This window comes from Kitasatospora cineracea (genome assembly GCF_003751605.1).
GTDB lineage: Bacteria > Actinomycetota > Actinomycetes > Streptomycetales > Streptomycetaceae > Kitasatospora > Kitasatospora cineracea.
Map to the genome: position 1 here is coordinate 5,142,042 of NZ_RJVJ01000001.1, position 21,731 is coordinate 5,163,772.

Below are 21,731 nucleotides of genomic sequence, written 5' to 3' on the forward strand. Positions count from 1 at the left end.
GGGACATCCGGGAGAATCCGATGCAGCCCACCCTCACCACTCCGCCCCAGTCGCCGACCCCGCGCGGGGCCGCCCGGCGCACCGCCTGCTGCGTGATGGCGGCCACCGACGCCGCCGTCCCCGCCCTGCGCGCCTTCGCCCGCGCCACGGCGGCCCGCTGGGGCCTCGAGTGCGACGACTACGGGCTGGCCCTGGTGGTCAGCGAACTGGTCGGCAACGCCGTGCGGCACAGCGGCAGCCCGGACGTCCGGCTGCTGCTGACCGCCGACGCGTTCGCGCTGACCGTGACCGTGGGCGACTCCGGCCGGTGGCAGTCCGCCCGGCGCCGCGCCGACGGGCTGGCCTGCGGCGGGCGGGGACTCCAGCTGGTCCGGGCGTACACGGTGCGCTTCTCGGTCCGCCCGACCTTCGACGGCACCCGGGTGAGCGCCGCGCTGCCGCTGCTCCGCACCGGCGCGGACACCACCCCGGCGCCGTGGCCCGCCGCGCCCTCCTGCCCGCAGACCGCCACGGCATCGCCGGTGGTCGCCGCACCCGGAACGCAGGCCCCCGCCCGCCCGCCGCTGCCGGAGAGCGCCGCGCTGCCCGCCCTGCCCCGGGCCGCCTGAGCCCTCCGGCCGCTCCGGTGGGCCGGGCCGGCCCCCTCGCGCCGGGCGGTGCGCGGCTCCGGCGCGATCTAGCCTGGCAGGGGAGCGGGGCGCCGGGGCGAGAGGCGGGCAGGTGGGCGGCTTGAACGGTGAACCGGGGCGGTCCGGGGCCGGGAGCAGGGGTTTCCGGTTCGTCGGCCGGGATGCGGAGCAGCGGCGGCTGCGGACGGCCGCCGCCCACCCGCCGGGCGTGGTGATCGTCGAGGGCGAGGCCGGGATCGGCAAGTCCCGGCTGGTCCGGGAGGCCGCCGCGCAGCTGGGCGAGGACGGGCGGCGGGTGCTGATCGGCGCCTGCCACCCGCTGCGCGAACCGCTGCCCTACGGCCCGGTGGTGGACGCCGTGCGCCGCGCCCTGCCCGGGCTGCCCGCCGGCCTGCCGCCCCCGGCTCCGGCCCTCGCCTCCCTGCTGCTCGACGGCGGCCCCGCCGCGCCCGAGGGCGGTCCGAAGTCTCGCCGTCTGCACCTGCTGCACGCCGTCCGGGAGTTCCTGGCCGCGCTCGGCCCGGCCGTCCTGGTCGTCGAGGACGTGCACTGGATCGACGACGGGACCCGCGACCTGCTGCTCCTGCTGGCCCGGGACCTGCCCGACGGCCTGTCCCTGGTGCTCACCCAGCGTCCCGAGGATCACCCCGGCGGTGTTCCGGCGCTCGGCACCGCCCTGCTGCGGCAGCCCGGGACCGGGGCGCTGGTGCTGTCGCTGGACCGGCTCGCCGAGTCCGACGTGCGCGACCTCACCCGCTCCGTGCTGGGCGAGCGCGCCACCTCCGACCTGGTGGCCGCCCTGCACCGGCGCGGCGAAGGACTGCCGCTGGTGGTCGAGGAGGACCTGCTCACCCTGCTCGCGCAACCGGGCCGGGCGGACGACGCGGCCCGGCTGCGCGAGGCGGACGTCCCGCGCAGCCTGCGCGAGGCGGTTGCGGAGCGGCTGCTGCGGCTGCCCGCCGACGCGGCGGCGGTGGCCGAGGCCGCCGCGGCGCTGGCCGCCCCGTCCGCCGAGGCGGTGATCGGCGCGGTCGCCGGGCTCGACGAGGAACGCGGTGCAGCCGGACTGGTCGAGGCCCTGCACGCCTCGGTGCTGCGCGAGTACGGACCGGACCGCTACGCCTTCCGGCACGTGCTGGCCCGGCAGGCGGTCTACGAACGCACGCCCGGGCCGGTCCGGCGACGGCTGCACCGGCAGGCGCTGCGGGTACTGGCCGAACTGGACCCGCCCCCGCTGGTGCAGATCGCCCACCACGCCCGGGCGCTCGGTGACCGGCCGCACTGGCAGCGCAGCACCGAGGCCGCCGTGCACCAGGCCCTCGCGCTCGGCGACACCGGTACCGCCGCCGCGCTGCTGCGCCAGCTGCTCGCCGAGCCGGGCCTCGACTCCGAGGCCCGGGCCCGCGCCGCCCGCTCCCTCGCGCCGATCGCCGCTCAGGGCGTCGACTTCTACGCCAACGCGGTCGCGCTGCGCGCCATCCTGGCCGACCGGCAGCTGCCGCCCGCCGTCCGTGGCGAGATCCGCACCGGCCTGGGGTCACTGCTGCTCAATCAGGCAGCCGACCGCGAGGGCATGGCCGAACTCGCCCGCGCGGTCGAGGAGATCGGCCCGGACACGGTCGCCGCGGTGCCGGCCATGCTCGCGCTGGTCTTCGACGAACGACAGGGGCCGGAGTCGGCGGAGCGGTGGATCGAGCGGGCCGAGCGGGCCGTCCGGGGGAGCAACGACCGGCCGCTCGCCGCGGACGTCCGGGCGACCCGGCTGACCCTGGCGGTGACCGTCGGCCGCCCCGTGCCGTGGGAGGAGCTCGACCGGATCCCCCGGGGGGACCCGGACCCGGGCGTGGTGCGGCAGACCGCGCGGGCCCTGTACAACGTCGGCGAGAACGTTCTCGACTACGGCCACGACCGCCGGGCCGCCGCCCTGGTCGCCGAGGCGCTGGAGCTGGCCCGCCGCACCTCCTTCCCGGCCGTGGAACTGCACGCCGAGGTGACCCTGCTGCGGCTGGAGGTGCTCGCCGGCCGCTGGGAGGGCCTGCCCGAACGCTTCGAGGCGCTGGCTGCCGCGCACCCCGACAGCCTGGTCGTCGCCGCCGAACGGACGATCGCCTCCGGCACCCTGGCCCTGGCCCGAGGGCTGAGCGCCCAGGCGGTGGACGTCTTCGACCAGGCCGCCGTGACCACCTCCGAGCGGCTGATGGGCGGTCTGAGCGGGCGCACCGCCGCAGGGGCCGTCGCGGTTCGGGCGGCTCGGGGCGAACACCGCGAGGCGTGGGAGAGCGCCCGGGCGGCGCTCGCCGCCGTCCGGCAGGCGGGACACTGGATGCGCGCCGGCGGGTTGGTGCCGGCGGGGGTCGCCGCCGCGCTGGCCTGCGGGGAGCGGGCGGCCGCCGAGGAGCTGACCGCCGAGGTCACGGCCGCCCTCGACGGGCGCGACGCCCCCGCCGCGGCGGCCGAACTGCACACCGCGCGCGGCCTGTTGGCCGAGGCCGACGCGCCGCGGCGCGCGGCCGCCGAGCACCACGCCGCCCGGCTGGCCTGGCAGGAGATCGGGCGGCCCTACGAGACGGCCCGGGCCGCGGAGGCCGAGGCGCGGGCCCTGGCCGGGGCGGACCGGGTGGCGGCCGCGGCTGCGCTGGCCTTCGCCGCCGCCGCCTACGCGGGGCTCGGGGCGACCGCCGACCTGGCCCGGGCCCGGGCGCTCGGCCAGGAACGCGGCCTGCGCCCGAAGTCCTCGCCCGGCCGGCGCGGCTACGGGAGCCGGCTCTCGCCGCGGGAACGGGAAGTGGCGGAGCTGCTGGCCCGCCGGGCGACCAACCAGGAGATCGCCACCGCGCTGGTGCTCTCGCCCCGCACGGTCGAGCACCACGTGGCGAACGTGCTCAAGAAGCTCGCCACCACCCGGGAGGCGGTCGCGGCGGCGCTGCGGGCCGCGTCCTGAGCCCGGCCCGGCCCGGGACGCGGCCCCGTTCAGGGCACCAGCCGCAGCAGCGCCCGGCCGGGCGAGTCCGGGGCGAGGTCGGCCCACACTCGGTGGCCCAGCAGCAGCCGGTCGACGCCCCAGTCGGTGCTGACCGCGGCGACCAGGGCCAGGCCGCCGCCCGGGTCGTCCGGACGCCGGGCGTCCCACCGGGAGCGCAGCGGGGCGGGGTCGAAGCCGGGCCCGGCGTCGGTGACGGCCACCCGCACCCGGCCGTCGGGCCGGCGGACCAGGGTGGCCCGGGCGGGGGCGGCTCCGTGCTCCAGCGCGTTGCGGGCCAGTTCGCGGGCGACCATCCGCAGGCCGGTGGCGAGCCGTTCGAGCCGCCACCGGGCCAGGTGGCCGGTGACCCAGTTGGCGAGCTCCCCGCCGGTGACGGCATCCGGGGAGAGCACCATGCCGGGCCCCGCCGCTCCAACCGGGACCCGGTAGAGGACGGGTGCGGGCGGGTGGGACGCGGTGTGCAGGGCGGGCGCGGTGGCGGCGGGTGTGCGCCACGGGCCGGACGTGAGGGTGGCCGTGCGGCCCGCTCCGGTCGTGTTCACAGGAATCTCCCGAGGTGAGAAAGGCATCCCGGATCCAGGGTCGGGCCCTGCGGCGGGCGGAACCATACGGGCCCGCGGTTTTGGGGTACCCAGAAAATCCCCACCCGGGCCCGGCTCCCGCTGCCCGGTAGGCCCGTTCCCGTCCCGCCGGACGGATTGACCAACCCGGGCCAAGCCTCCTAGTGTTCGCTTCTGTTCAATTGCCACCCGATTGAACCGTCGATGGAACATAGGTGAACACGGAGGTTCCCTGTGCCACCCCGATCCGCCCCCGCAAACCGCTCGGCCGCCACCGCCCCCGCCGCCCTGCTCACGGCGCTGCTGCTGGCCGTCCTCGCCCTCGTCCCGGCCCCCACCGCCCGCGCCGCCACCGCCCCGCCGCCCACCGCGGTCACCGTCGACCCGGCCGGCCCCGGCCGGACCTTCGACGGCGTCGGCGCGATCAGCGGCGGCGGCGGCAACTCCCGGCTGCTCGCCGACTACCCGGAGCCCGAGCGCTCCCAGGTCCTCGACTACCTGTTCAAGCCCGGCTACGGCGCCGCCCTGCAACTGCTCAAGGTCGAGGTCGGCGGCGACACCAACTCCACCGACGGCGCCGAGGCCAGCATCGAGCACGCCCGCGGCAGCGTGGACTGCTCGGCCGGCTACGAGTGGTGGCTGATGGAACAGGCCAGGGCCCGCAACCCGCAGGTCAAGCTGGCCGCGCTCTCCTGGGGCGCGCCCGGCTGGATCGGCAACGGCAACTTCTGGTCCCAGGACATGGTCGACTACCTGCTCACCTGGCTCGACTGCGCCGGAAAGCACCACCTGACCATCGACTACCTCGGCGGCTGGAACGAGCGCGGCTACGACGCCGCCTGGTACGGCAAGCTGCGCGCCGCGCTGAACGCGCACGGCTACGCCTCGGTCAAGGTCGTCGGCGCGGACTCCTTCGGCTGGGACCTGGCCGGGGCGATGCGCTCCGACGCCGCCCTGAACCGGGCCGTCGACGTGGTCGGCGTGCACTACCCCTGCGGCTACCTGTCCGCCGCGGACACCTGCCCCAGCAGCCCCGACGCCCAGGCGCTCGGCAAGCCGCTGTGGGCCAGCGAGAACGGCTCCCAGGACACCGAGAGCGGCGCCGTCGCGATGGCCCGGGCGATCAACCGCGGCTACCTCGACGGGAAGATGACCGCGTTCGTCAACTGGCCGGTCGTCGCCGCGCTCTACCCGAACCTGTACTTCCACACCGACGGCCTGGTCACCGCCGACCAGCCCTGGTCCGGCGCCTACCAGGTCGGCCGCAGCGCCTGGGTCACCGCCCAGACCACCCAGTTCACCGCCCCCGGCTGGCAGTACCTCGACCCCGCCTCCGGCTACCTCGGCGGCGACCGCGCCAACGGCAGCTACGTCACCCTGGCCGCCCCCGACCGCACCGCCTGGTCCACCGTCGTGGAGACCACCGGCGCCGGAGCCCCCCAGACCCTCACCCTGCACCCCACCGGCACCCTGCCCGGCGGCGCCCTGCACGTGTGGACCACCGACCTGAACGCCGCCGAACCCCGGATGGCCCGCGCCGCCGACCTCACCCCCGTCGACGGCACCTACACCGCCACCCTCCAGCCCGGCCGCGTCTACACCTTCACCACCACCACCGGGCAGGCCCCCGGCACCGCCGCCGGCCCCGACCGCGCTCCGCTGCCGCTGCCCTACACCGACGCGCTCGCCCACCCCGCCGGGCGGGAGGCCCGCTACCTCGCCACGATGAACGGCGCCTTCCAGGAAGCCCCCTGCGCGGGCGGCCGGGCCGGCACCTGCCTGCGCCAGAACGCCCCCGCCCAGCCGATCCGGTGGACCGACGAGAAGGACCCCCGGCCCTACGCGCTGCTCGGCGACCTGTCCTGGTCGAACTACACCGTCTCCGCGGACGTCCTGCTGGAACAGGCCGGCAGCGCCGAGATCCTCGGCCGGGCCGGCAGCCAGGGCCGCAACAACGGCGGCCTGGACGCCTACCGGCTGAGCCTGGCCGACACCGGCGCCTGGCAACTGGTGCGCACCGACACCGCCTGGAACACCACCGTCCTGGCCCGCGGCAGCGTCCACGCGCCCGGCACCGGCACCTGGCACCGCCTCGCGCTCGGCTTCCAGGGCAGCACCCTGACCGCCGCGATCGACGGCACCCAGGTGGGCACCGCCACCGACACCGCGCTCGGCGGCGGCCTGGTCGGCCTGGGCACCGACGGCTACCACGCCGCCCAGTACGCCAACCTGTTCGTCGCCCCCGGCACCCCCGTCGCCGTCCAGCCGGGCACCTACCGCCTGGTCAACGCCGCCAGCGGCAAGCTCCTCGACGCGGCCGGCGGCGGCACCGCCGACGGCACCCCCGTCGTCCAGTGGTCCGACGACGGCGGCACCAACCAGCAGTGGAAGCTCGCCCCCACCGCCGACGGCTTCTGGACGATCACCGGCGCCGCCGCGGGCAAGGTGCTCGACGTGCCCGGCCGCACCGCGCTGCCCGGCACCCCGCTCGACCTGTGGACCGGCGACGGCGGAACGAACCAGCAGTGGCTGCTCACCCCGTCCGACGGCGGCACGTACGTCATCGAGGCCCGCGCCACCGGACACGTCCTCGACATCTCCGGCGGCTCCGCCCAGGACGGCGCCCAGGCCCTGCAGTGGTATCGCAACGGCGGCGCCAACCAGCGCTGGAAGCTGGTCGCGGTGAACTGAGGAACCCCCGAACGGGTGCCGGGCCGCACGGCCTGATGAGGGTCACGGCCGACCGTGGCACCGGCACCACGAGCGACCGCGCGCGTCCGCCGGACACCCCCGGGTGTCCGGGCTCGGAACGGAACGCCGCGGTCGCCCGGCCCCGCCGCACTCGGGGCCGGACCGGCCCCGCTGCATCCGGGGCCGAAGGCCGCCCGGGCCGTGGAACCCCCGGGCGGCAGGGCACCGGGCCGGCCGGCTGTGAGGGACAGCCGGCCCGGTGCCCGCGCGGCGCACCCCGGCCGAGGGCCCGGGTGCGCCGCACCGCGCCGTCCAAGCCCCGGCCAGTCGACCTGCCAGGACGCGGACGGGACGCAGACCGCCCCCGGCCGAGTCCTCGGCCGGGGGCGGCGGCGCGTGGCGCGACTTCATCCACCTTCGGGCGCCGGGCCCGGGACGCGGACCCGGCGCCGGCGTCGAGGACGGCGCCCGCAACGCGGTTCCCGTCGACGGGCCTGCCGCCGGCGAGTTCGCCGTTGCTGCGGTTGCTGCCGACGGACGGGTGCGGCCGGTCCAGCAGCCCGGGATGGCGCAGGCACAACTCGGACGGCACGAACGGCTGCGGCGATGAGGTCACGGCCGCCCGGCCGGTACCGGGGCCCTCGCACCCGCGATGAGGACGGCGGCCGGTTCGTACCGGAGCCCCGGAGCCGTGCGGCCGGAGTGGGACACGGGTGTTGAAGACGGCGCGTCCACCGGGATGTTCACCGCCCGGGCGCAGTCGACGGGATGTCCGTCAGGAGCGGAGGAGCGGGTCGCTCCGGACGGACATCCCGGACGGCGGGACGGGCCGGAACGCGACGGTGCGCCCGGTGGACGCGTGGTGACGCGTCCACCGGGCGCACCGGTGGGTCGTGCGGGGATCAGGCGCAGGTGAGGACGGGGTTCGCCCAGTCCGCGTGGTCGTAGGTGTTGCCGTCGCCCGCGTCGGTGACCTGGAGGGTCAGCTCGTGGGCGCCGGTGAGCGGGGCGGTCAGGTGCACCGGGGCGTCGCCGCCGATCGCGGTGCCGCTGTGGGCGACCGCCACGCCGTCGGCCAGGACGGTGAAGTCGACGGTGCCGTGCCGGCCGACCTCGTCGTCCACGCCCACGTCGGTGGTCAGCGAGGTGCAGGTGCCGCCCAGGTAGTAGGTGACGGTGGAGGGGGCGTGCACGCCCAGGCCCTTGGTGTAGGCCGTGCCGCCGATGCTGATCGGGTGGCCGTCACCGGCGGCGTACTCGCCGTTGCTGGTGTCCTTCTCGACCGGGCCCCAGGCGTTGGTGCTGCTGCTCCAGGCCAGGTCGGACAGCGCGTGCTCGCCGGCCTTCGGGCCGTCGCCGCAGGCCAGGCGGGCGTCCGCCCAGTCGGCGTGGACGTGGTGCGCGGAACCGGGGGAGGTGGCGGTCAGGCGCAGGTTCTCGCCGCCGGTCAGGTCGGCGCTCAGCTTCAGCGGGCCCTGCCCGGCGGTGCGCGGACCGCTGTCGGCGACCACGGTGCTGTCGCGGTAGATCCGGAAGGTGGCCGCACTGTCGTCGCCGACCGCGGTCTCGTCGTCGACGCCGACGCTCACCGTCAGGTTCTTGCAGGTGCGGCCGAGGTAGTAGGTGAGGTCGGAGCCGGTGCTGGTGCCCAGGCCCTTCGGGTAGGTGGTGCCGTTCAGCGAGAGGGTGCGGCCGTCACCGGAGGCGCCGCCGCCGTTGCTGTGGTCCCGCTCGACCGGGCCGGTGGCGTTCTGCGCCTTGCTCCAGGCCAGGTCGGAGAGCTGGTAGGCGCCGGCCGGCAGGTCGGTGGCCTCGCTGGGAGTGAGGCGGAACATCGCGGTGCCGTGCGGGGGCACCTGCGCGGAGACCGCGCCGTCGCGGACGGTGGTGGAGCGGTGCGTCCACAGGTCCTTGAGGGTGTACGAGCGGGCGCCGCCGATCCCGGCGGTCTGCGCGGTGGTGGCGATGGTCTGCGCGGTGTCGGTCTCGTTGGTCAGCGTGATGGCGCGCGAGCCGTCGGCGAGCGGCTTGCTCATCACGACCAGGCCGCCCGCGGAGGAGATCACCGTGCCCTGCCGGCCCAGCGGGTCCTGGTCGACGGCGATGACGTCCTTGTTGGTGAGGATCTCCATGGTCGCCGGGGTGGCGGTGCGCAGGTCCGAGCCGATCAGCAGGGGAGAGGCCATCTCGGCCCACAGGCTGAAGTGGGTGCGGTACTCGGTGTCGGTCATCCCGCCGTTGCCGACCTCCAGCATGTCCGGGTCGTTCCAGGCGCCGGGCTGGGCGTACGGGGCGAGGGCCTGGTTGGCGTGCGCGATGCCGAGCATGCTGTTCCAGGAGTCGGATATGTCACCGGTGGTGCGCCAGGAGTTGCCCACGTCCCGGGCCCAGGTCTGCGGCTGGCTGGAACCCCACTCGCAGATCGAGTAGAGGATGTCGCGCCCGGTGTTCTTCAGCGCGTCGCCCATCGCCCTGTAGCGCTGCTGGGCGTCGACGTCCTGGTTGTTGCAGTTGTCGTACTTGAGGTAGTCGACGCCCCAGGACGCCCACAGGTTCGCGTCCTGCTGCTCGTGCCCCAGGCCGCCGGGGAAGCCCTTGGTGTCGCAGGTCTTGGTACCGGCGCTGGAGTACAGGCCGAACTTGAGGCCCTTGGAGTGGACGTAGTCGGCGACCGCCTTGATGCCGTGCGGGAAGCGCACCGGGTCGGGCACCAGGTTGCCGGAGGCGTCGCGCTGCGGCAGCGCCCAGCAGTCGTCCAGGTTGACGTAGGTGTAGCCCGCGTCCTTCAGGCCCTTACTGACGAACAGGTCGGCGATGCCCTTGACCATGTCCTCGTTGAACTCGGCCCGGCAGTGGGTCGAGTTCCAGTTGTTGAAGCCCATCTGCGGGGTGCGGGCCAGCGTGTTCTGCAGGGCCGCGGCGGGCGGGGCGGCGGCCACTCCGGCGGCCGTGACCCCGAGGGTGGCGAGCGCGCCGCCGCCGAACAGCAGGGCCAGTGAGCCCAGCGAGGCGGTGAAGCGTGGTGCGAGTCTGTGCGGAAAGCGTGCCATGCGGGCCTCCAGCGGCTGAGACTGTTACACACAAATGAACTGAAGTGAACGAAAGCACACACATGACAGCGGCGCGACGGGCTGATGTCAAGGGATCGCGCACAGCGAGCTTCTCGGCCGCAGGGCTAGAAATCCCCGCGATTCCGGGCAAAACCGTCGGCTCTTTCGGCCGGATCGCCAAAGGCTTCCTATCCCGGAGGATGTTCATATTTGTGCATCCGGCGGGGCGTTGTGGGAGGCCGTTGCCGCAGGTCAGCGCCGGGGTACGCTGCTGCCGACCAACCGGGCGCGGCGGAGGAGGCGGGACCATGGCGGACCAGGGGATGCTCGCGCCGCAGCGCCGGGCGCTGATCGTGCAATCGGCGAAGCGGGACGGCGCGGTCCGGGTGGTCGACCTGGCCGCCGAACTGGGCGTCTCCGGGATGACCGTGCGGCGAGATCTGGACGCGCTGGCCCGTGAGGGCGTGCTGGAGAAGGTGCACGGCGGGGCGGTGCCGGCCGGAGTCCGCGGCCGGGAGCCCGGGTTCGAGGCGAAGGCCGGTCTGGAGTCGGCCGCGAAGGCCGCCATCGCGGCCGCGGCCGCAGCGCTGGTGCGCCCGGGCAGCGTTGTCGCGCTCTCCGGCGGGACGACCACGCACGCCGTGGCTTCCCGGCTGCTGGAGGTGCCCGACCTGACGGTGGTCACCAACTCGCTGGCGGTGGCCCGGGTGCTGGAGGAGGCGTCCTACCGCCGGGCCGGTGCTCCGGTGCTGGTGCTCACCGGCGGAACGCCCACCCGCTCCGCCGCGCTGGTGGGCCCGGTCGCGGACCGGATGCTCGCCTCCGTCCACGTCGACCTGCTGATCCTCGGGGTGCACGGGGTCAGCGAGCGGGCCGGGCTGACCACGCCCAACATGGCCGAGGCGCAGACCAACCGGGCGCTGATCACCGCCGCCTCGCGACTGGCCGTGGTCGCCGACCACAGCAAGTGGGGCGTGGTCGGGCTGAGCGGCTTCGCCCGCCTCGACGAGGTCGACTGCTACGTCACCGACGCCGGACTGCCCGACCGGGCCCGGGAGCTGCTGGAGGGCCAGGTCGGCGAGCTCGTGGTGGCCGAGGACCCCGCGGCCTGACCTGACGGCCCGTTCCGACCCGGTGTCCCGCTCTACGGCCCGGCCTGACCGGCGCCGTGCTCTCCGCGCTGCCTCTGCCCGGTGCATGACGCCAGGTCAGGCCGGTGGACCGGTGGACCGGTGCGGGTGTTGCGCACCGGGCGGACCGCCGATCTCTCAGAGATCACGGCGAGGTCTCGATCCGGCCACCTCTCCGGAATCCTTTGACGTGCATGTTCATTTCGATGTTCTATTGCGGTCGATCGTGTGAAACAAAGTGCGATCCAGCGACGAGGCGGGGTGGCTGTGGCCACCGGACCCGTCCCTCCTCGGCATCGCCTTCCTCTGCCCTTCCCTGGCCGCCCCGTCGTGTGGGCCGATGGCCGCCCCCGCAAGGAGATCCACATGCGCATCGCTTCCCCCCGTCGCCGTTCCGCAGCAGCCGCGGCGGCTCTCGCCCTGGCCACCGTGCTCGGCGCGGCCGGCTGCTCGACCGGCAAGTCCGACTCCGGCGCGGTCGGAGGTGGCGAGGTCGCCAAGGTGGACGGGAAGATCTCGATCACCTACCTGCAGAAGCAGGGCGACCAGGAGTACTTCGTCGGCGAGGCGGCCGGCGCCAAGGCGAAGGCCGCCGAGCTCGGTGTCGACCTGAAGGTCGTCAACCTCGGCAGCGACGCCAACAAGACGGTCTCCGAGGTGCAGTCCGCAATCGCGCAGAAGTCCAACGGCGTGATCGTGGTCGTCCCCGACCCGGCGGTGGGCCCGCAGGTGGTGCAGCTGGCCAAGGACGCCAAGGTCGCGCTGCTCACCTCGGACGACCAGATCTGCGCCACCGGCCCGGACCCGGCGTCCTGCCCGAAGGAGCAGCTGGTGCCGCGGATCGGCTTCTCCGGGCAGCAGATGGGCGGCGAGGTCGGCAAGCGGGCCGCCGAGGAGTTCAAGAAGGCCGGCTGGAGCGCGGCCGACACCCGCACCATCGGTGCCTGGAAGCAGGACGTCACGGTCTGCGGCGACCGGGTCAAGGCCGCCCAGCAGGCGTTCGCCGACGGCGGCGGCGCGGACGTGAAGAACATCGACGTCGCCACCGACAACACCCCGACCGGCGCGCAGGACAAGATCGCCGCGACCGTCACCGCGAACCCGGGCGTCAAGCACTGGGTGGTGTGGGGCTGCAACGACGAGAACGTGCAGGGCGGCGTCACCGCGCTGGCCAACGCCGGGTTCAAGGCGGACAACGTGATCGGCGTCGGCCTCGGCGCCTACCTGGCCTGCAAGGACTGGAGCGGCTCCGAGCCCAGCGGCATGAAGGCCGCGCTGTTCATCAACGGCAAGGACGTCGGCGCGCTCGCCGTCCAGACCATGTACGACCGGCTGAAGAGCGACAAGGCGTTCCCGGCCGAGGCGTTCGCACCCACCACCATGGTCGACGCGTCCAGCTGGAAGACCGCCGGCGTCACCTGCAGCTGACCTCCCGTCACCGGGCCCGCTCCGGCGGGCCCCGCCAACTCCGGTGCGGCGGGCCGTCGCCGACCCCCTTCCGCCCGCCGCACCGGACCAGTCCTCATCTCACGTGCTGGGAGGCACCCATGGCCACCTCAGGCCCGACGCCGCCGGCTGCCGCCACCGGCGCCCGCGTCGAGAACCTGGTCAAGCGCTTCGGCGCGGTCCAGGCGCTCGGCGGCGTCACCCTCGACTTCCCGCCCGGCGCCGTCACCGCCCTGATGGGCGAGAACGGGGCCGGCAAGTCCACCCTGCTGAAGATCCTCACCGGCGACCACCAGCCCACCGAGGGCCGGGTCCTGCTGGGCGGCGAACCGCTGGCGCTCTCCTCGCCGATCGACGCCCGCCGGGCCGGCATCCGGATCATCCCGCAGGAACCCGAGATCATCCCGCACCTGTCGGTCGCCGAGAACGTCTACGCGGGCTCGCTGCCGCGCCGGGCCGGCCGCCGGCTGGACCGGGCCGAACTGCGCCGCCGGATCACCGCCGACCTCGATCGCCTCGGCTTCGCCGACGCCCTCGACCCCGACCTGCTCGGCTCGCAACTCACGCCCGCACAGCGCCAGTTGGTGGAGATCCTGCGGGCACTGACCACTGAAGCGAAGGTCATCGCGTTCGACGAGCCGACCTCCTCGCTCTCCGACCACGAGGTCGACGCGCTGTTCGACCTGATCTGCCGGCTGCGCGAACAGGGCGTCGCCGTCATCTACGTCTCGCACCGGATGCAGGAGATCTTCCGACTGGCCGACCGGATCGCGGTGCTGCGCGACGGCGAGCTGGCCGGTATCCAGGACGCCGCCGCCACGAACGAGGGCGAGCTGGTGCGGCTGATGGTGGGCCGCGACCTGTCCGCGATGTTCACCCGCGAACGGGTGGCCACCGACCGGGTCGTGCTCGACGTCAAGGGCCTGAGCACCGACGACGTGCACGGCATCGACCTGCGGGTGCACGCCGGGGAGGTGGTCGGCCTGGCCGGGCTGATCGGCGCCGGGCGCTCGGAGCTGGCCCTGGCGCTGGCCGGGGACCTGCCGATCCGCTCCGGCACCGCCACGCTCAACGGCAAGCCGCTGGGCGGCAGCCCCGGCGCCGCGATCCGCGCCGGGCTCGGCCTGGCGCCCGAGGAGCGCAAGGCCCAGGCGCTGTTCCTGCACCGTTCGATCCGCGACAACACCTCGGTGGCGGTGCTGGAGCGCCTGCGCCGCTTCCGCTTCGTCAAGCGAGGGGCGGAACGCGAACTGGCCCGGGAGTACACCGAGCGGCTGCGGGTGCGCACCCCCTCGATCGAGCACGAGGTGCGCAAGCTCTCCGGCGGCAACCAGCAGAAGGTCGTCCTGGCCCGCTGGCTGGCCCGCAAACCCGAGGTGCTGATCCTCGACGAGCCGACCCGCGGCATCGACGTCGGCGCCAAGGCCGAGATCTACCGGATCATCGCCGACCTCGCCGAACAGGGCGTCGCCCTGCTGGTGATCTCCTCCGAACTGCCCGAACTGCTCGGCCTGGCCGACCGCGTCGTCGTCATGCAGGACGGCCGGATCACCGGCGAACTCGACCGCGCCGACGCCACCGAGGAAGCCGTCCTGCACCTCGCCATGGCCGACGACCTCGCCACGTCCGCCCAGCCCCACGCCGGAGACCACTCATGACCTCGACCACCCCGACCACCGGAGTCGACCGCCCGGCCTCCGCCAAGGCCGCCTCCGCACCCGGGCCGCTGTCCCGGCTCGGCGCCCAGAACATCAGCCTGATCGGCGCCCTGGTCGTCGTGCTGGCCGTCTTCGGGACGCTCAACGACAACTACCTGAGCCTCACCAACCTCCAGGTGATCGCCGAGGCCGCCACCATCACCGGCCTGCTCGCCGTCGTCCAGACCGTGGTCATCATCTGCGGCGGCCTGGACATCTCGGTCGGCTCCCAGGCCGGCGTCGCCTCCGTCGTCTCCGCGATGGCCTTCACCTCGGCCGGCTCCAACGCCTACGCGGGCATCGCCGCCGCCGTCGCCGTCGGCCTGCTGATCGGCCTGCTCAACGGCGCGGTCATCGTCTACGGCCGGGTCAACCCCACCATCGCCACCCTCGCCGGACTCGCCGCCTACAAGGGCGTCGCCCAGCTGATCTCCGACGGCCGCGCCCAGGGCTACGTCCTCAACGACGACCTCTTCGTCTTCCTCGGTCGCGGCAAGATCGCCGGACTGCCCGTCATGGTGTGGATCCTGATCGTCGTCGCCCTCGCCGTCCACCTGCTGCTCAAGTACACCGACCTGGGCCGCAACCTCTACGCGATCGGCGGCAACGACACCGCCGCCCGCCTGGCGGGCATCAACATCAACAAGTACCTGATCGCCGTCTACGGCCTGATCGGCATCGTCGCCGCCCTCGCCGGCGTCCTGCTCACCGCCCGCACCGGCTCCGGCCAGCCCACCTCCGGCAGCGAGGGCCTCGAACTCAAGGCCATCACCGCCGCCGCCCTCGGCGGCTGCGCCCTCAAGGGCGGCAAGGGCGGCGTCGGCGGCACCCTGCTCGCCGTCGCCCTGCTCGGCTGCCTGGAGAACGGCCTCACCGTCCAGGGCATCAACTCCTTCTGGCAGAACGTCGCCCAGGGCGCCCTGCTCGTCGTCGCCGTCGTCATCCAGCAGCGCCGCAGCGGCGAACGCGCCATCGGCCTGCCCGCCTGACCCGCCCCCACCACCAGCGCACCACCCCGGAACTCCGCCGGACCGGCCCCTCGGCGCCACCGCAACGAAGCGGCACGGCGCGGCCGGAGCCCGGCGGACGGGCAGCACGGACTGTTGAGGGTCGGTCCCGCCGCCCACCCCGTACCGGTGGCGTCCCCATCCTGAGCCAGGGACGCCACCGGCCCGGACCTCGAACCCTCCGCCCCCGCACATCCGAGTCCCCAACTCGGCCCTTACGCCGTGCCGTTCGAGCCCTCCGCTCCGGCACCGCGCCGTTCCCCGAGCTTTCTCGCCGGCCCCCACGGCCCCCCCCGACGTGTGCCACTTCCCGCCTGCGACGGAGCAGTTGCCGCACTGCTCACCCCGGTGCCCGTCCCACTCGGCAGCGGCACACCACCCCCACCCGCGCGCCCCCCAGAAAGTGCGCGCACCCCCACCGCAAGGAGTCACCGTGCTCACTCCCCGCACCCCGCGGCCCCGCCGGGCCGGACGGCGTTCGACGGCGCTCGCCCTCGCCTGCGCCCTGGCCGGCTCGGCCGGTCCGCTGCTGCTCGTCCCGGCCGTCCCGGCCGCCGCCCAGGACAACGGCGCCGCGCTGACGCCGCCCATGGGCTGGAGCAGCTGGAGCTTCGTCCGCTACAACCCGACCGAGTCCGTGATCAAGGCCCAGGCCAAGGCGATGTCCGACAACGGCCTGATCGCGCACGGCTTCAAGTACGTCAACATCGACGACTTCTACTACTACAACACCACCACCACGGTGGACCCGTACGGCCGCTGGCTCACCGACACCAGCAAGTTCCCCAACGGCATGAAGCCCGTCGCCGACTACGTGCACGGCCTGGGCGAGAAGTTCGGCATGTACCTCACCGCGGGCGTCCCGGTCGCCGCGTACAAGCAGAACACGCCGATCGAGGGCACCGGCTTCCACGCCCAGGACATCGTCTCCGACACCTCGAAGTACGAGAACAACTTCGGTCCCGGGCGCAACGGCATGTACTACATCGACTACAACAAGAACCCGGCCGCCGCCCAGGCCTACCTCAATTCCTGGGCGAATATGCTGGCCTCATGGGGCGTCGACTACATCAAGCTCGACGGCGTCGGCACCTGGAACAGCGCCGACATCCAGCACTGGTCGCAGGCCCTGAACCAGACCGGGCGCACCGTCCACCTCGGCCTCTCGCTGGCCCTGGACGTCAACTACGGCTCCACCTGGGCCAAGTACGCCAACAGCTGGCGTACCGGCGGCGACCTCGAGTGCTACTGCGGCTCCAACGGCAGCTCCTACCCGCTGACCAAGTGGGACAACGTCGCCCAGCGCTTCACCAGCTCCCCGAACTGGGCCGGGTTCAACGGCCCCGGCAGCTGGAACGACCTGGACTCGCTGGAGATCGGCAACGGCCCGGCCGATGCCGGGCTCACCCGCGACGAGATGCAGACCCACATGACCCTGTGGGCGGTCACCAACTCCTCGCTGATGCTCGGCACCGACCTGACCGCGATGGACCCCACCGACCTGGCGATGCTCAAGAACGACGAGGTCATCGGCGTCAACCAGGCCGGCCGCACCGCCCGCCCGGTCGACATGCTCTCCCAGCAGCAGGTCTGGTCCGCCCCGAACCCGGACGGCAGCTACACCGTCGCCCTGTTCAACCTCGGCACCTCCTCGGCCGCCGTCACCGCCGACTGGGCCGACCTGGGCTTCACCGGCACCGCCGCCGTCCGCGACCTGTGGACGCACAGCGACCTCGGCAGTTCCACCGGCTCCTTCGGCGCCACCCTCGCCCCGCACGCCAGCCGGCTGCTCAGGGTCACCCCGGCCGCCGGTGCCCGCTCCGACCTGCTCCAGTACAACCTGGTCAACGCCTCCACCGGCCAGGCCCTGGACGTCACGGGCGGCTCCACCGCCGACTCGGCGACCCTGGTACAGAGCGCCCCCGGCACCGCGGCCAGCCAGAAGTGGCAGCTGCTGCCCACCGGCGACGGCGGGTACAAGCTGAGCAACGTCAACAGCGGCAAGCTCGCCAACATCCCCGGCCCCACCACCACCGCCGGCACCCGGCTGATCCAGTACCACGACGACCACAACTCCAACTCGCAGTGGAAGCTCACCCCGACCGGCAACGGCACCTACACCGTCAGCTCCCGCTATGACGGCCTCGACCTCGACGTCTCGGGCGGCTCGGTCGTCCAGGCCGCCGCCAACGGCGGCGGCACCCAGCAGTGGAAGCTCGTCCCCGTCCCCGTCGCGGGCACCCGCTACAAGGTGGTGAACAGCAACAGCGGCGGCCGGCTGGACGTCGACTCCGGCTCCACCGCCGACGGCGCCAAGCTCGTGCAGTGGCAGGACAACGGCCGCAGCAGCCAGCTCTGGACCCTCGACGCCAAGGGCGGCGGCGCCTACGCCGTCACCAACGCGGCCAGCGGCAAGCTCGCCAACATCCCCGGCCCCACCACCACTGCAGGCACCCAGCTGATCCAGTACCACGACGACGGCGGCAGCAACGCCCGCTGGACCCTGGTCGACGCCGGGCCGAACAAGGTCCGGTTCAAGAGCGTCTACGACAACCAGCTCGTCGACGTCTCCAACGGCTCCACCAGCAACGGGGCCGCCGCCCTCCAGTGGCCCGCCGACAACGGCGAGAACCAGAACTGGACCCTCGTCCCGACCCCGTGACCCGTACCCCCTGAACACCCGCGCCGGCGGCACCCCCACCCGACCACCCCGGGTGCCGCCGGCCCCACCCGGATGCCGGGGCCGGGGCGGGCTCCCAGAATGAAGGGGTGAGTGAGACCGGGAGACCGCGGGGGCCCAGGATGCCGCGCAGCCTCGCCGCCCGGGTGTTCCTGCTGCAACTGGTCGTCATCGCGGTGCTGGTCGCCGCCGCACTGGCCGCCCTGGTGGTGCAGGCCCGACAGCGCACCACCCAGGAGGCGTACGACCGCTCGATGTCGGTAGCCGAGTCCTTCGCCCACGCGCCCGGCACGCTCGCCGCGATGGAGTCCGCCGACCCCAGCGCCGTGCTGCAGCCCGCCGCCGAACAGACCCGGACCAGGGCCGACGTGGCGTACATCGTGGCCTTCGCTCCCGACGGCACCCGCTGGTCGCACCCCGACCCCACCCTGATCGGCGGCCACGTCTCCGGGAACTTCGCCCCCGCCCTCGCCGGCGAACCCTTCCAGGAGACCTTCGACAGCACCCTGTTCGGGCGCGCCGTCGACACCACCGTCCCGGTCTTCGACCCCGGCGGGAAGGTCGCCGGACTGGTCTCCGTCGGCATCCAGGTGCGCAGCGTCCAGGAGCACCTGCAGGCGCAGCTGCCCGTCCTGTTCGCCGCCGCCGGGACCGCCCTCGCCCTCGCCGCCGCCGGGTCCGCGCTGGTCAGCCGGCGGCTGCGACGGCAGACCCACGGCCTCGGACCGGCCGAGATGACCCGGATGTACGAGCACCACGACGCCGTGCTGCACGCGGTGCGCGAAGGCGTGGTGATCACCGGTGACGGCCGCCTCCAGCTCGCCAACGACGAGGCCCGCCGCCTGCTAGCCCTGCCCGCCGACCCCGGCACCGCACTCCCGCTGGACGCGCTCGCCCTGCCGCCCGCCCTCGCCGACCTGCTCGCCACCGGCCGCCCGGCCACCGACGAGGTCCACCCCGTCGGCGAACGGCTGCTCGCCGTCAACCAGCGCCCGGTGGGACGCTCCGGCCGCCCCCAGGGCGCCGTCGCCACCCTGCGCGACACCACCGAACTGCGCGCCCTGGCCGGCCGCGCCGAGACCGCCCACCGCCGCCTCGACCTGCTGTACGCCGCCGGACTGCGGATCGGCACCACCCTCGACGTCACCCGCACCGCCGAGGAACTCGCCCGCGCCGCCGTCCCCGGACTCGCCGACTACGCCACCGTCGAACTGCTCGAACCCGTGCTGGCAGGAGCCGAACCCGAACCCGGCAGCACCGCCGTCCGCCGCACCGCCCGCACCGGCGTCCGCACCGACTTCCCGCTCTACCCGCTCGGCCACCCCGTCGGCACCGCCCCCGCCTCCACCATCCCCGCCGACCTCGCCGCCGGACGCGCCCTGCGGATCGACCTGGCAGGCTCCGACGACTGGTGCGCCAACCCCGACCACGCCCGAGACCTGCTCGACTTCGGGCTGCACAGCGTGGTCTCCGTCCCGCTCCAGGCCCGCGACCTGGTCCTCGGCGTGGTCAACTTCTGGCGCGCCGACCAGCCGCCGTTCACCGACGACGACCTCGCCTTCGCCGAGGAACTCGCCCTGCGCGCCGCCGTCAGCCTCGACAACGCCCGCCGCTACACCCGCGAGCACGCCACCGCCACCGCCCTGCAGCGCAGCCTGCTGCCCGGCGAACTCCCCGCGCACCGCGCCGTCGACACCGCCTGGCGCTACCGGGCCGCCGAAGCGGGCGTCGGCGGCGACTGGTTCGACGTCATCCCGCTCTCCGGCGCCCGGGTCGCCCTGGTGGTCGGCGACGTGGTCGGCCACGGCGTCGGGGCCGCGGCCGCGATGGGACGGCTGCGCACCGCCGTCCACAACTTCTCCGCGCTCGACCTCGACCCCGACGAACTCCTCGCCCGGCTCGACGAGTTCGTCACCCGCCTGGACCCCACCGCGGACGGCGGCGCGGTCACCGGCGCGACCTGCCTGTACGCCGTGTACGACCCCGCCACCGGCCACTGCGCGATGGCCTCGGCCGGCCACCCCCCGCCCGCCCTGCTGCACCCCGACGGCACCGTGCACGTCCCCGACCTGCCGCTCTCCCCGCCGCTGGGCACCGGCGAGGCGCTGCCCGCCGAGACGATCGGCCTGCACCTCGACGAGGGCACCCTGCTGGTGCTGTTCACCGACGGCCTGCTCCAGCCGCGCCGCCTCGACCCCGACGACGCCTACACCCTGCTCGCCGGCGCCCTGGCCGGCTCCGACCGCACCCCCGACGGCGCCTGCACCGCCGTCCTGGACGCCCTGCCGCCCGACCACCCCGACGACGACGTCGCGCTGCTCGTCGCCCGCGCCCGCCGCCTCGACCCCGACCGGATCGCCGAGTGGCGCCTGGAGCGCGACCCCGCCACCGTCTCCCGCGTCCGCGCCGACATCACCGCGACCCTGGAGCGCTGGGACCTGGCGCACAAGACCTTCACCACCGAGCTGATCATCAGCGAACTCGTCACCAACACCATCCGCTACGGCACCGACCCGGTCCGGCTGCGCCTGCTCTGCGACGACCGCCACCTGATCTGCGAGGTCGCCGACGGCAGCAGCACCTCCCCGCACCTGCGCCGGGCCGCCGACACCGACGAGGGCGGCCGCGGCCTCTACCTGGTGGCCCGGTGCTGCGAGCGCTGGGGCACCCGCTACCTGGACCGCGGCAAGATCATCTGGGTCGAGCAGGACCTCGCCGAGGAGCCGCCCGCCGCCGAACCGGACGCCGACGCGCTGCTCGACCAGTGGGACGACCTGTGAGCTCGGAGTCCGGCGGGGTCAGTCCCCGGCTGACGGGTCGACGTCCCGCCCGGTGCGCGCGGACAGCCGGGCAGCGGCGGCGATCCGGGCCGCCGCCACGCCGTCGCGGGCCGTGATTCCGGCAGGTCGGCCGGTGGTCGTGGCCACGGCGAACGCTCGCAGCCCGGCCACGGTCGGGTGCTCTTCGGGCAGCAGCACGAGTGGGTGCCCGGCGGCGGTGGAGGCCCCGTCCGGGGCCGGGCCGGAGTCGTGCTGCCAGCTCAGACCGCCGGGTCCGGACAGCCGCACTGTGCTCCGCGTGACCGTCCCGGGGAGGCCCCAGCGGCCCAGTACCCGGCTGACCGCTCCCGAGGCGTGGGTGAGGACGGTGGTGGCGGCGGCCGTGGGCAGCCCCTGCTCCGACTCGTGGCACTCGGCGCGGACCCGCACCACCTCCCCGGCCAGCGCCCGGGCCCGGTCGAAGTCGTGCACCGACTGTTCCAGCAGGATCCGCCCGGCGCCGTCGCCCCGGCCCGCGAACCAGCGCGAACGCACCGGGCAGGCGGCACTCCGGCTGAACTCGAGCACCGTTCCCGGCCCTGCGGGCCGGTCGGCGAGCACCCGGCACAGCGACGCGTGGGCGGTGCTCCAGCGATCGAAGGCCGCGGGGAACAGGTGTACCCCGGCCGCATCGGCGGCGTCGGCCGCCCGCCGGGCCTCGTCCGGGTCGGGGGCCGTCGGCAGCTCGCACACCAGGTCGTACCCGGCCCGGACGGCGGCCCGGACGAGCGGGTAGCGGCCGTGCACGGGCACGCACACGTCGACCAGCGAGCTGGGGGTGAGCAACTGCCGCAGCGAACCGACCGCGGTGACCCGGTGGAGGGAGTGTGCCGCGGCGAGGCGGTGCTGGAGGCCGTCGGGGGAGTAGAGCCGGATTCGGGCCCCGAGGGTGAGCCAGGCCGCCAGGCGGGCGCGGGCTCCGGAGCCGGAGCCGATCAGGCCCACGTCGAGGTCGTGCATGGCGGGTGTTCCTCGGTGCTTCGTTCCGGTGGAGAGCCGGCGGGAAAGGGGGCGGGCGGCCCCGGGCACCTGGGGCCTG

At 74.5% G+C, this 21,731-nt stretch carries 12 protein-coding genes; 9 read left to right on the forward strand and 3 right to left on the reverse strand.

Translation table 11 applies throughout. The annotated features are described in order from the left end of the window. Positions 1 to 20: 20 nt before the first annotated feature. Both EDD39_RS23280 and EDD39_RS23285 read left to right on the forward strand, forming a co-directional pair. Complete coding sequence (locus EDD39_RS23280) at positions 21 to 608, forward strand: ATP-binding protein (protein WP_162870095.1); 588 nt, start codon at positions 21 to 23, stop codon at positions 606 to 608. A gap of 121 nt (positions 609 to 729) precedes the next feature. Beyond that, positions 730 to 3,570 carry a helix-turn-helix transcriptional regulator gene (locus EDD39_RS23285; protein WP_123560785.1) on the forward strand — a complete coding sequence of 947 codons (2,841 nt, stop codon included), beginning with the start codon at positions 730 to 732 and terminating at the stop codon, positions 3,568 to 3,570. A 29-nt stretch (positions 3,571 to 3,599) separates the two neighbouring features. Here the strand turns inward: EDD39_RS23285 and EDD39_RS23290 are convergent, their stop codons facing one another. Then, positions 3,600 to 4,154 carry an ATP-binding protein gene (locus EDD39_RS23290; protein WP_123558957.1) on the reverse strand — a complete coding sequence of 185 codons (555 nt, stop codon included), beginning with the start codon at positions 4,152 to 4,154 and terminating at the stop codon, positions 3,600 to 3,602. 252 nt (positions 4,155 to 4,406) lie between these two features. Here EDD39_RS23290 and EDD39_RS23295 point away from each other — a divergent pair, with 252 nt between their 5' ends. Beyond that, positions 4,407 to 6,863 carry an RICIN domain-containing protein gene (locus tag EDD39_RS23295; protein ID WP_244256956.1) on the forward strand — a complete coding sequence of 819 codons (2,457 nt, stop codon included), beginning with the start codon at positions 4,407 to 4,409 and terminating at the stop codon, positions 6,861 to 6,863. Between the two features lie 902 nt (positions 6,864 to 7,765). On the opposite strand, the gene EDD39_RS23300 is transcribed toward EDD39_RS23295, so the two are convergent. Next, positions 7,766 to 9,913, reverse strand: coding sequence for an NPCBM/NEW2 domain-containing protein (locus tag EDD39_RS23300; protein ID WP_123558959.1), 2,148 nt, complete (start codon positions 9,911 to 9,913; stop codon positions 7,766 to 7,768). Between the two features lie 308 nt (positions 9,914 to 10,221). Here EDD39_RS23300 and EDD39_RS23305 point away from each other — a divergent pair, with 308 nt between their 5' ends. The 6 genes from EDD39_RS23305 (at position 10,222) to EDD39_RS23330 (ending at position 20,653) form a co-directional block, all read left to right on the forward strand. Next, the gene (locus tag EDD39_RS23305; protein WP_123558961.1) at positions 10,222 to 11,025 is read left to right on the forward strand and encodes a DeoR/GlpR family DNA-binding transcription regulator; all 804 of its coding nucleotides are present in this window, start codon (positions 10,222 to 10,224) and stop codon (positions 11,023 to 11,025) included. 384 nt (positions 11,026 to 11,409) lie between these two features. Beyond that, positions 11,410 to 12,471 (forward strand): substrate-binding domain-containing protein, encoded by a 1,062-nt coding sequence (locus EDD39_RS23310; protein WP_123558963.1) that lies wholly within the window; start codon positions 11,410 to 11,412, stop codon positions 12,469 to 12,471. 119 nt (positions 12,472 to 12,590) lie between these two features. Beyond that, positions 12,591 to 14,147: a sugar ABC transporter ATP-binding protein gene (locus EDD39_RS23315; protein WP_123558966.1), complete on the forward strand. Its 1,557-nt coding sequence runs from the start codon at positions 12,591 to 12,593 to the stop codon at positions 14,145 to 14,147. Further along, on the forward strand, positions 14,144 to 15,175 hold the full coding sequence (locus EDD39_RS23320; protein WP_123558968.1) for an ABC transporter permease: 1,032 nt from the start codon (positions 14,144 to 14,146) through the stop codon (positions 15,173 to 15,175). The genes EDD39_RS23315 and EDD39_RS23320 overlap by 4 nt, the downstream gene beginning before the upstream one ends. A 451-nt stretch (positions 15,176 to 15,626) precedes the next feature. Further along, positions 15,627 to 17,855, forward strand: coding sequence for an alpha-galactosidase (locus tag EDD39_RS39755; RefSeq protein WP_162870096.1), 2,229 nt, complete (start codon positions 15,627 to 15,629; stop codon positions 17,853 to 17,855). Positions 17,856 to 17,995: 140 nt separating this feature from the next. Beyond that, the gene (locus EDD39_RS23330) at positions 17,996 to 20,653 is read left to right on the forward strand and encodes a SpoIIE family protein phosphatase (protein WP_123558970.1); all 2,658 of its coding nucleotides are present in this window, start codon (positions 17,996 to 17,998) and stop codon (positions 20,651 to 20,653) included. Between the two features lie 18 nt (positions 20,654 to 20,671). On the opposite strand, the gene EDD39_RS23335 is transcribed toward EDD39_RS23330, so the two are convergent. Next, positions 20,672 to 21,652: a Gfo/Idh/MocA family protein gene (locus EDD39_RS23335; RefSeq protein ID WP_123558972.1), complete on the reverse strand. Its 981-nt coding sequence runs from the start codon at positions 21,650 to 21,652 to the stop codon at positions 20,672 to 20,674. Between the last annotated feature and the right edge of the window lie 79 nt (positions 21,653 to 21,731).

What these genes read in the sequence shown, in the direction of transcription:
- EDD39_RS23280 (WP_162870095.1), top strand. Translation starts at nt 21, where the DNA reads ATGCAGCCCACCCTCACCACTCCGCCCCAGTCGCCGACCCCGCGCGGG.
- EDD39_RS23310 (WP_123558963.1), top strand. Translation starts at nt 11,410, where the DNA reads ATGCGCATCGCTTCCCCCCGTCGCCGTTCCGCAGCAGCCGCGGCGGCT.
- EDD39_RS23335 (WP_123558972.1), bottom strand. Translation starts at nt 21,652, where the DNA reads ATGCACGACCTCGACGTGGGCCTGATCGGCTCCGGCTCCGGAGCCCGC.
- EDD39_RS23305 (WP_123558961.1), top strand. Translation starts at nt 10,222, where the DNA reads ATGGCGGACCAGGGGATGCTCGCGCCGCAGCGCCGGGCGCTGATCGTG.
- EDD39_RS23330 (WP_123558970.1), top strand. Translation starts at nt 17,996, where the DNA reads ATGCCGCGCAGCCTCGCCGCCCGGGTGTTCCTGCTGCAACTGGTCGTC.
- EDD39_RS23300 (WP_123558959.1), bottom strand. Translation starts at nt 9,913, where the DNA reads ATGGCACGCTTTCCGCACAGACTCGCACCACGCTTCACCGCCTCGCTG.
- EDD39_RS23320 (WP_123558968.1), top strand. Translation starts at nt 14,144, where the DNA reads ATGACCTCGACCACCCCGACCACCGGAGTCGACCGCCCGGCCTCCGCC.
- EDD39_RS23315 (WP_123558966.1), top strand. Translation starts at nt 12,591, where the DNA reads ATGGCCACCTCAGGCCCGACGCCGCCGGCTGCCGCCACCGGCGCCCGC.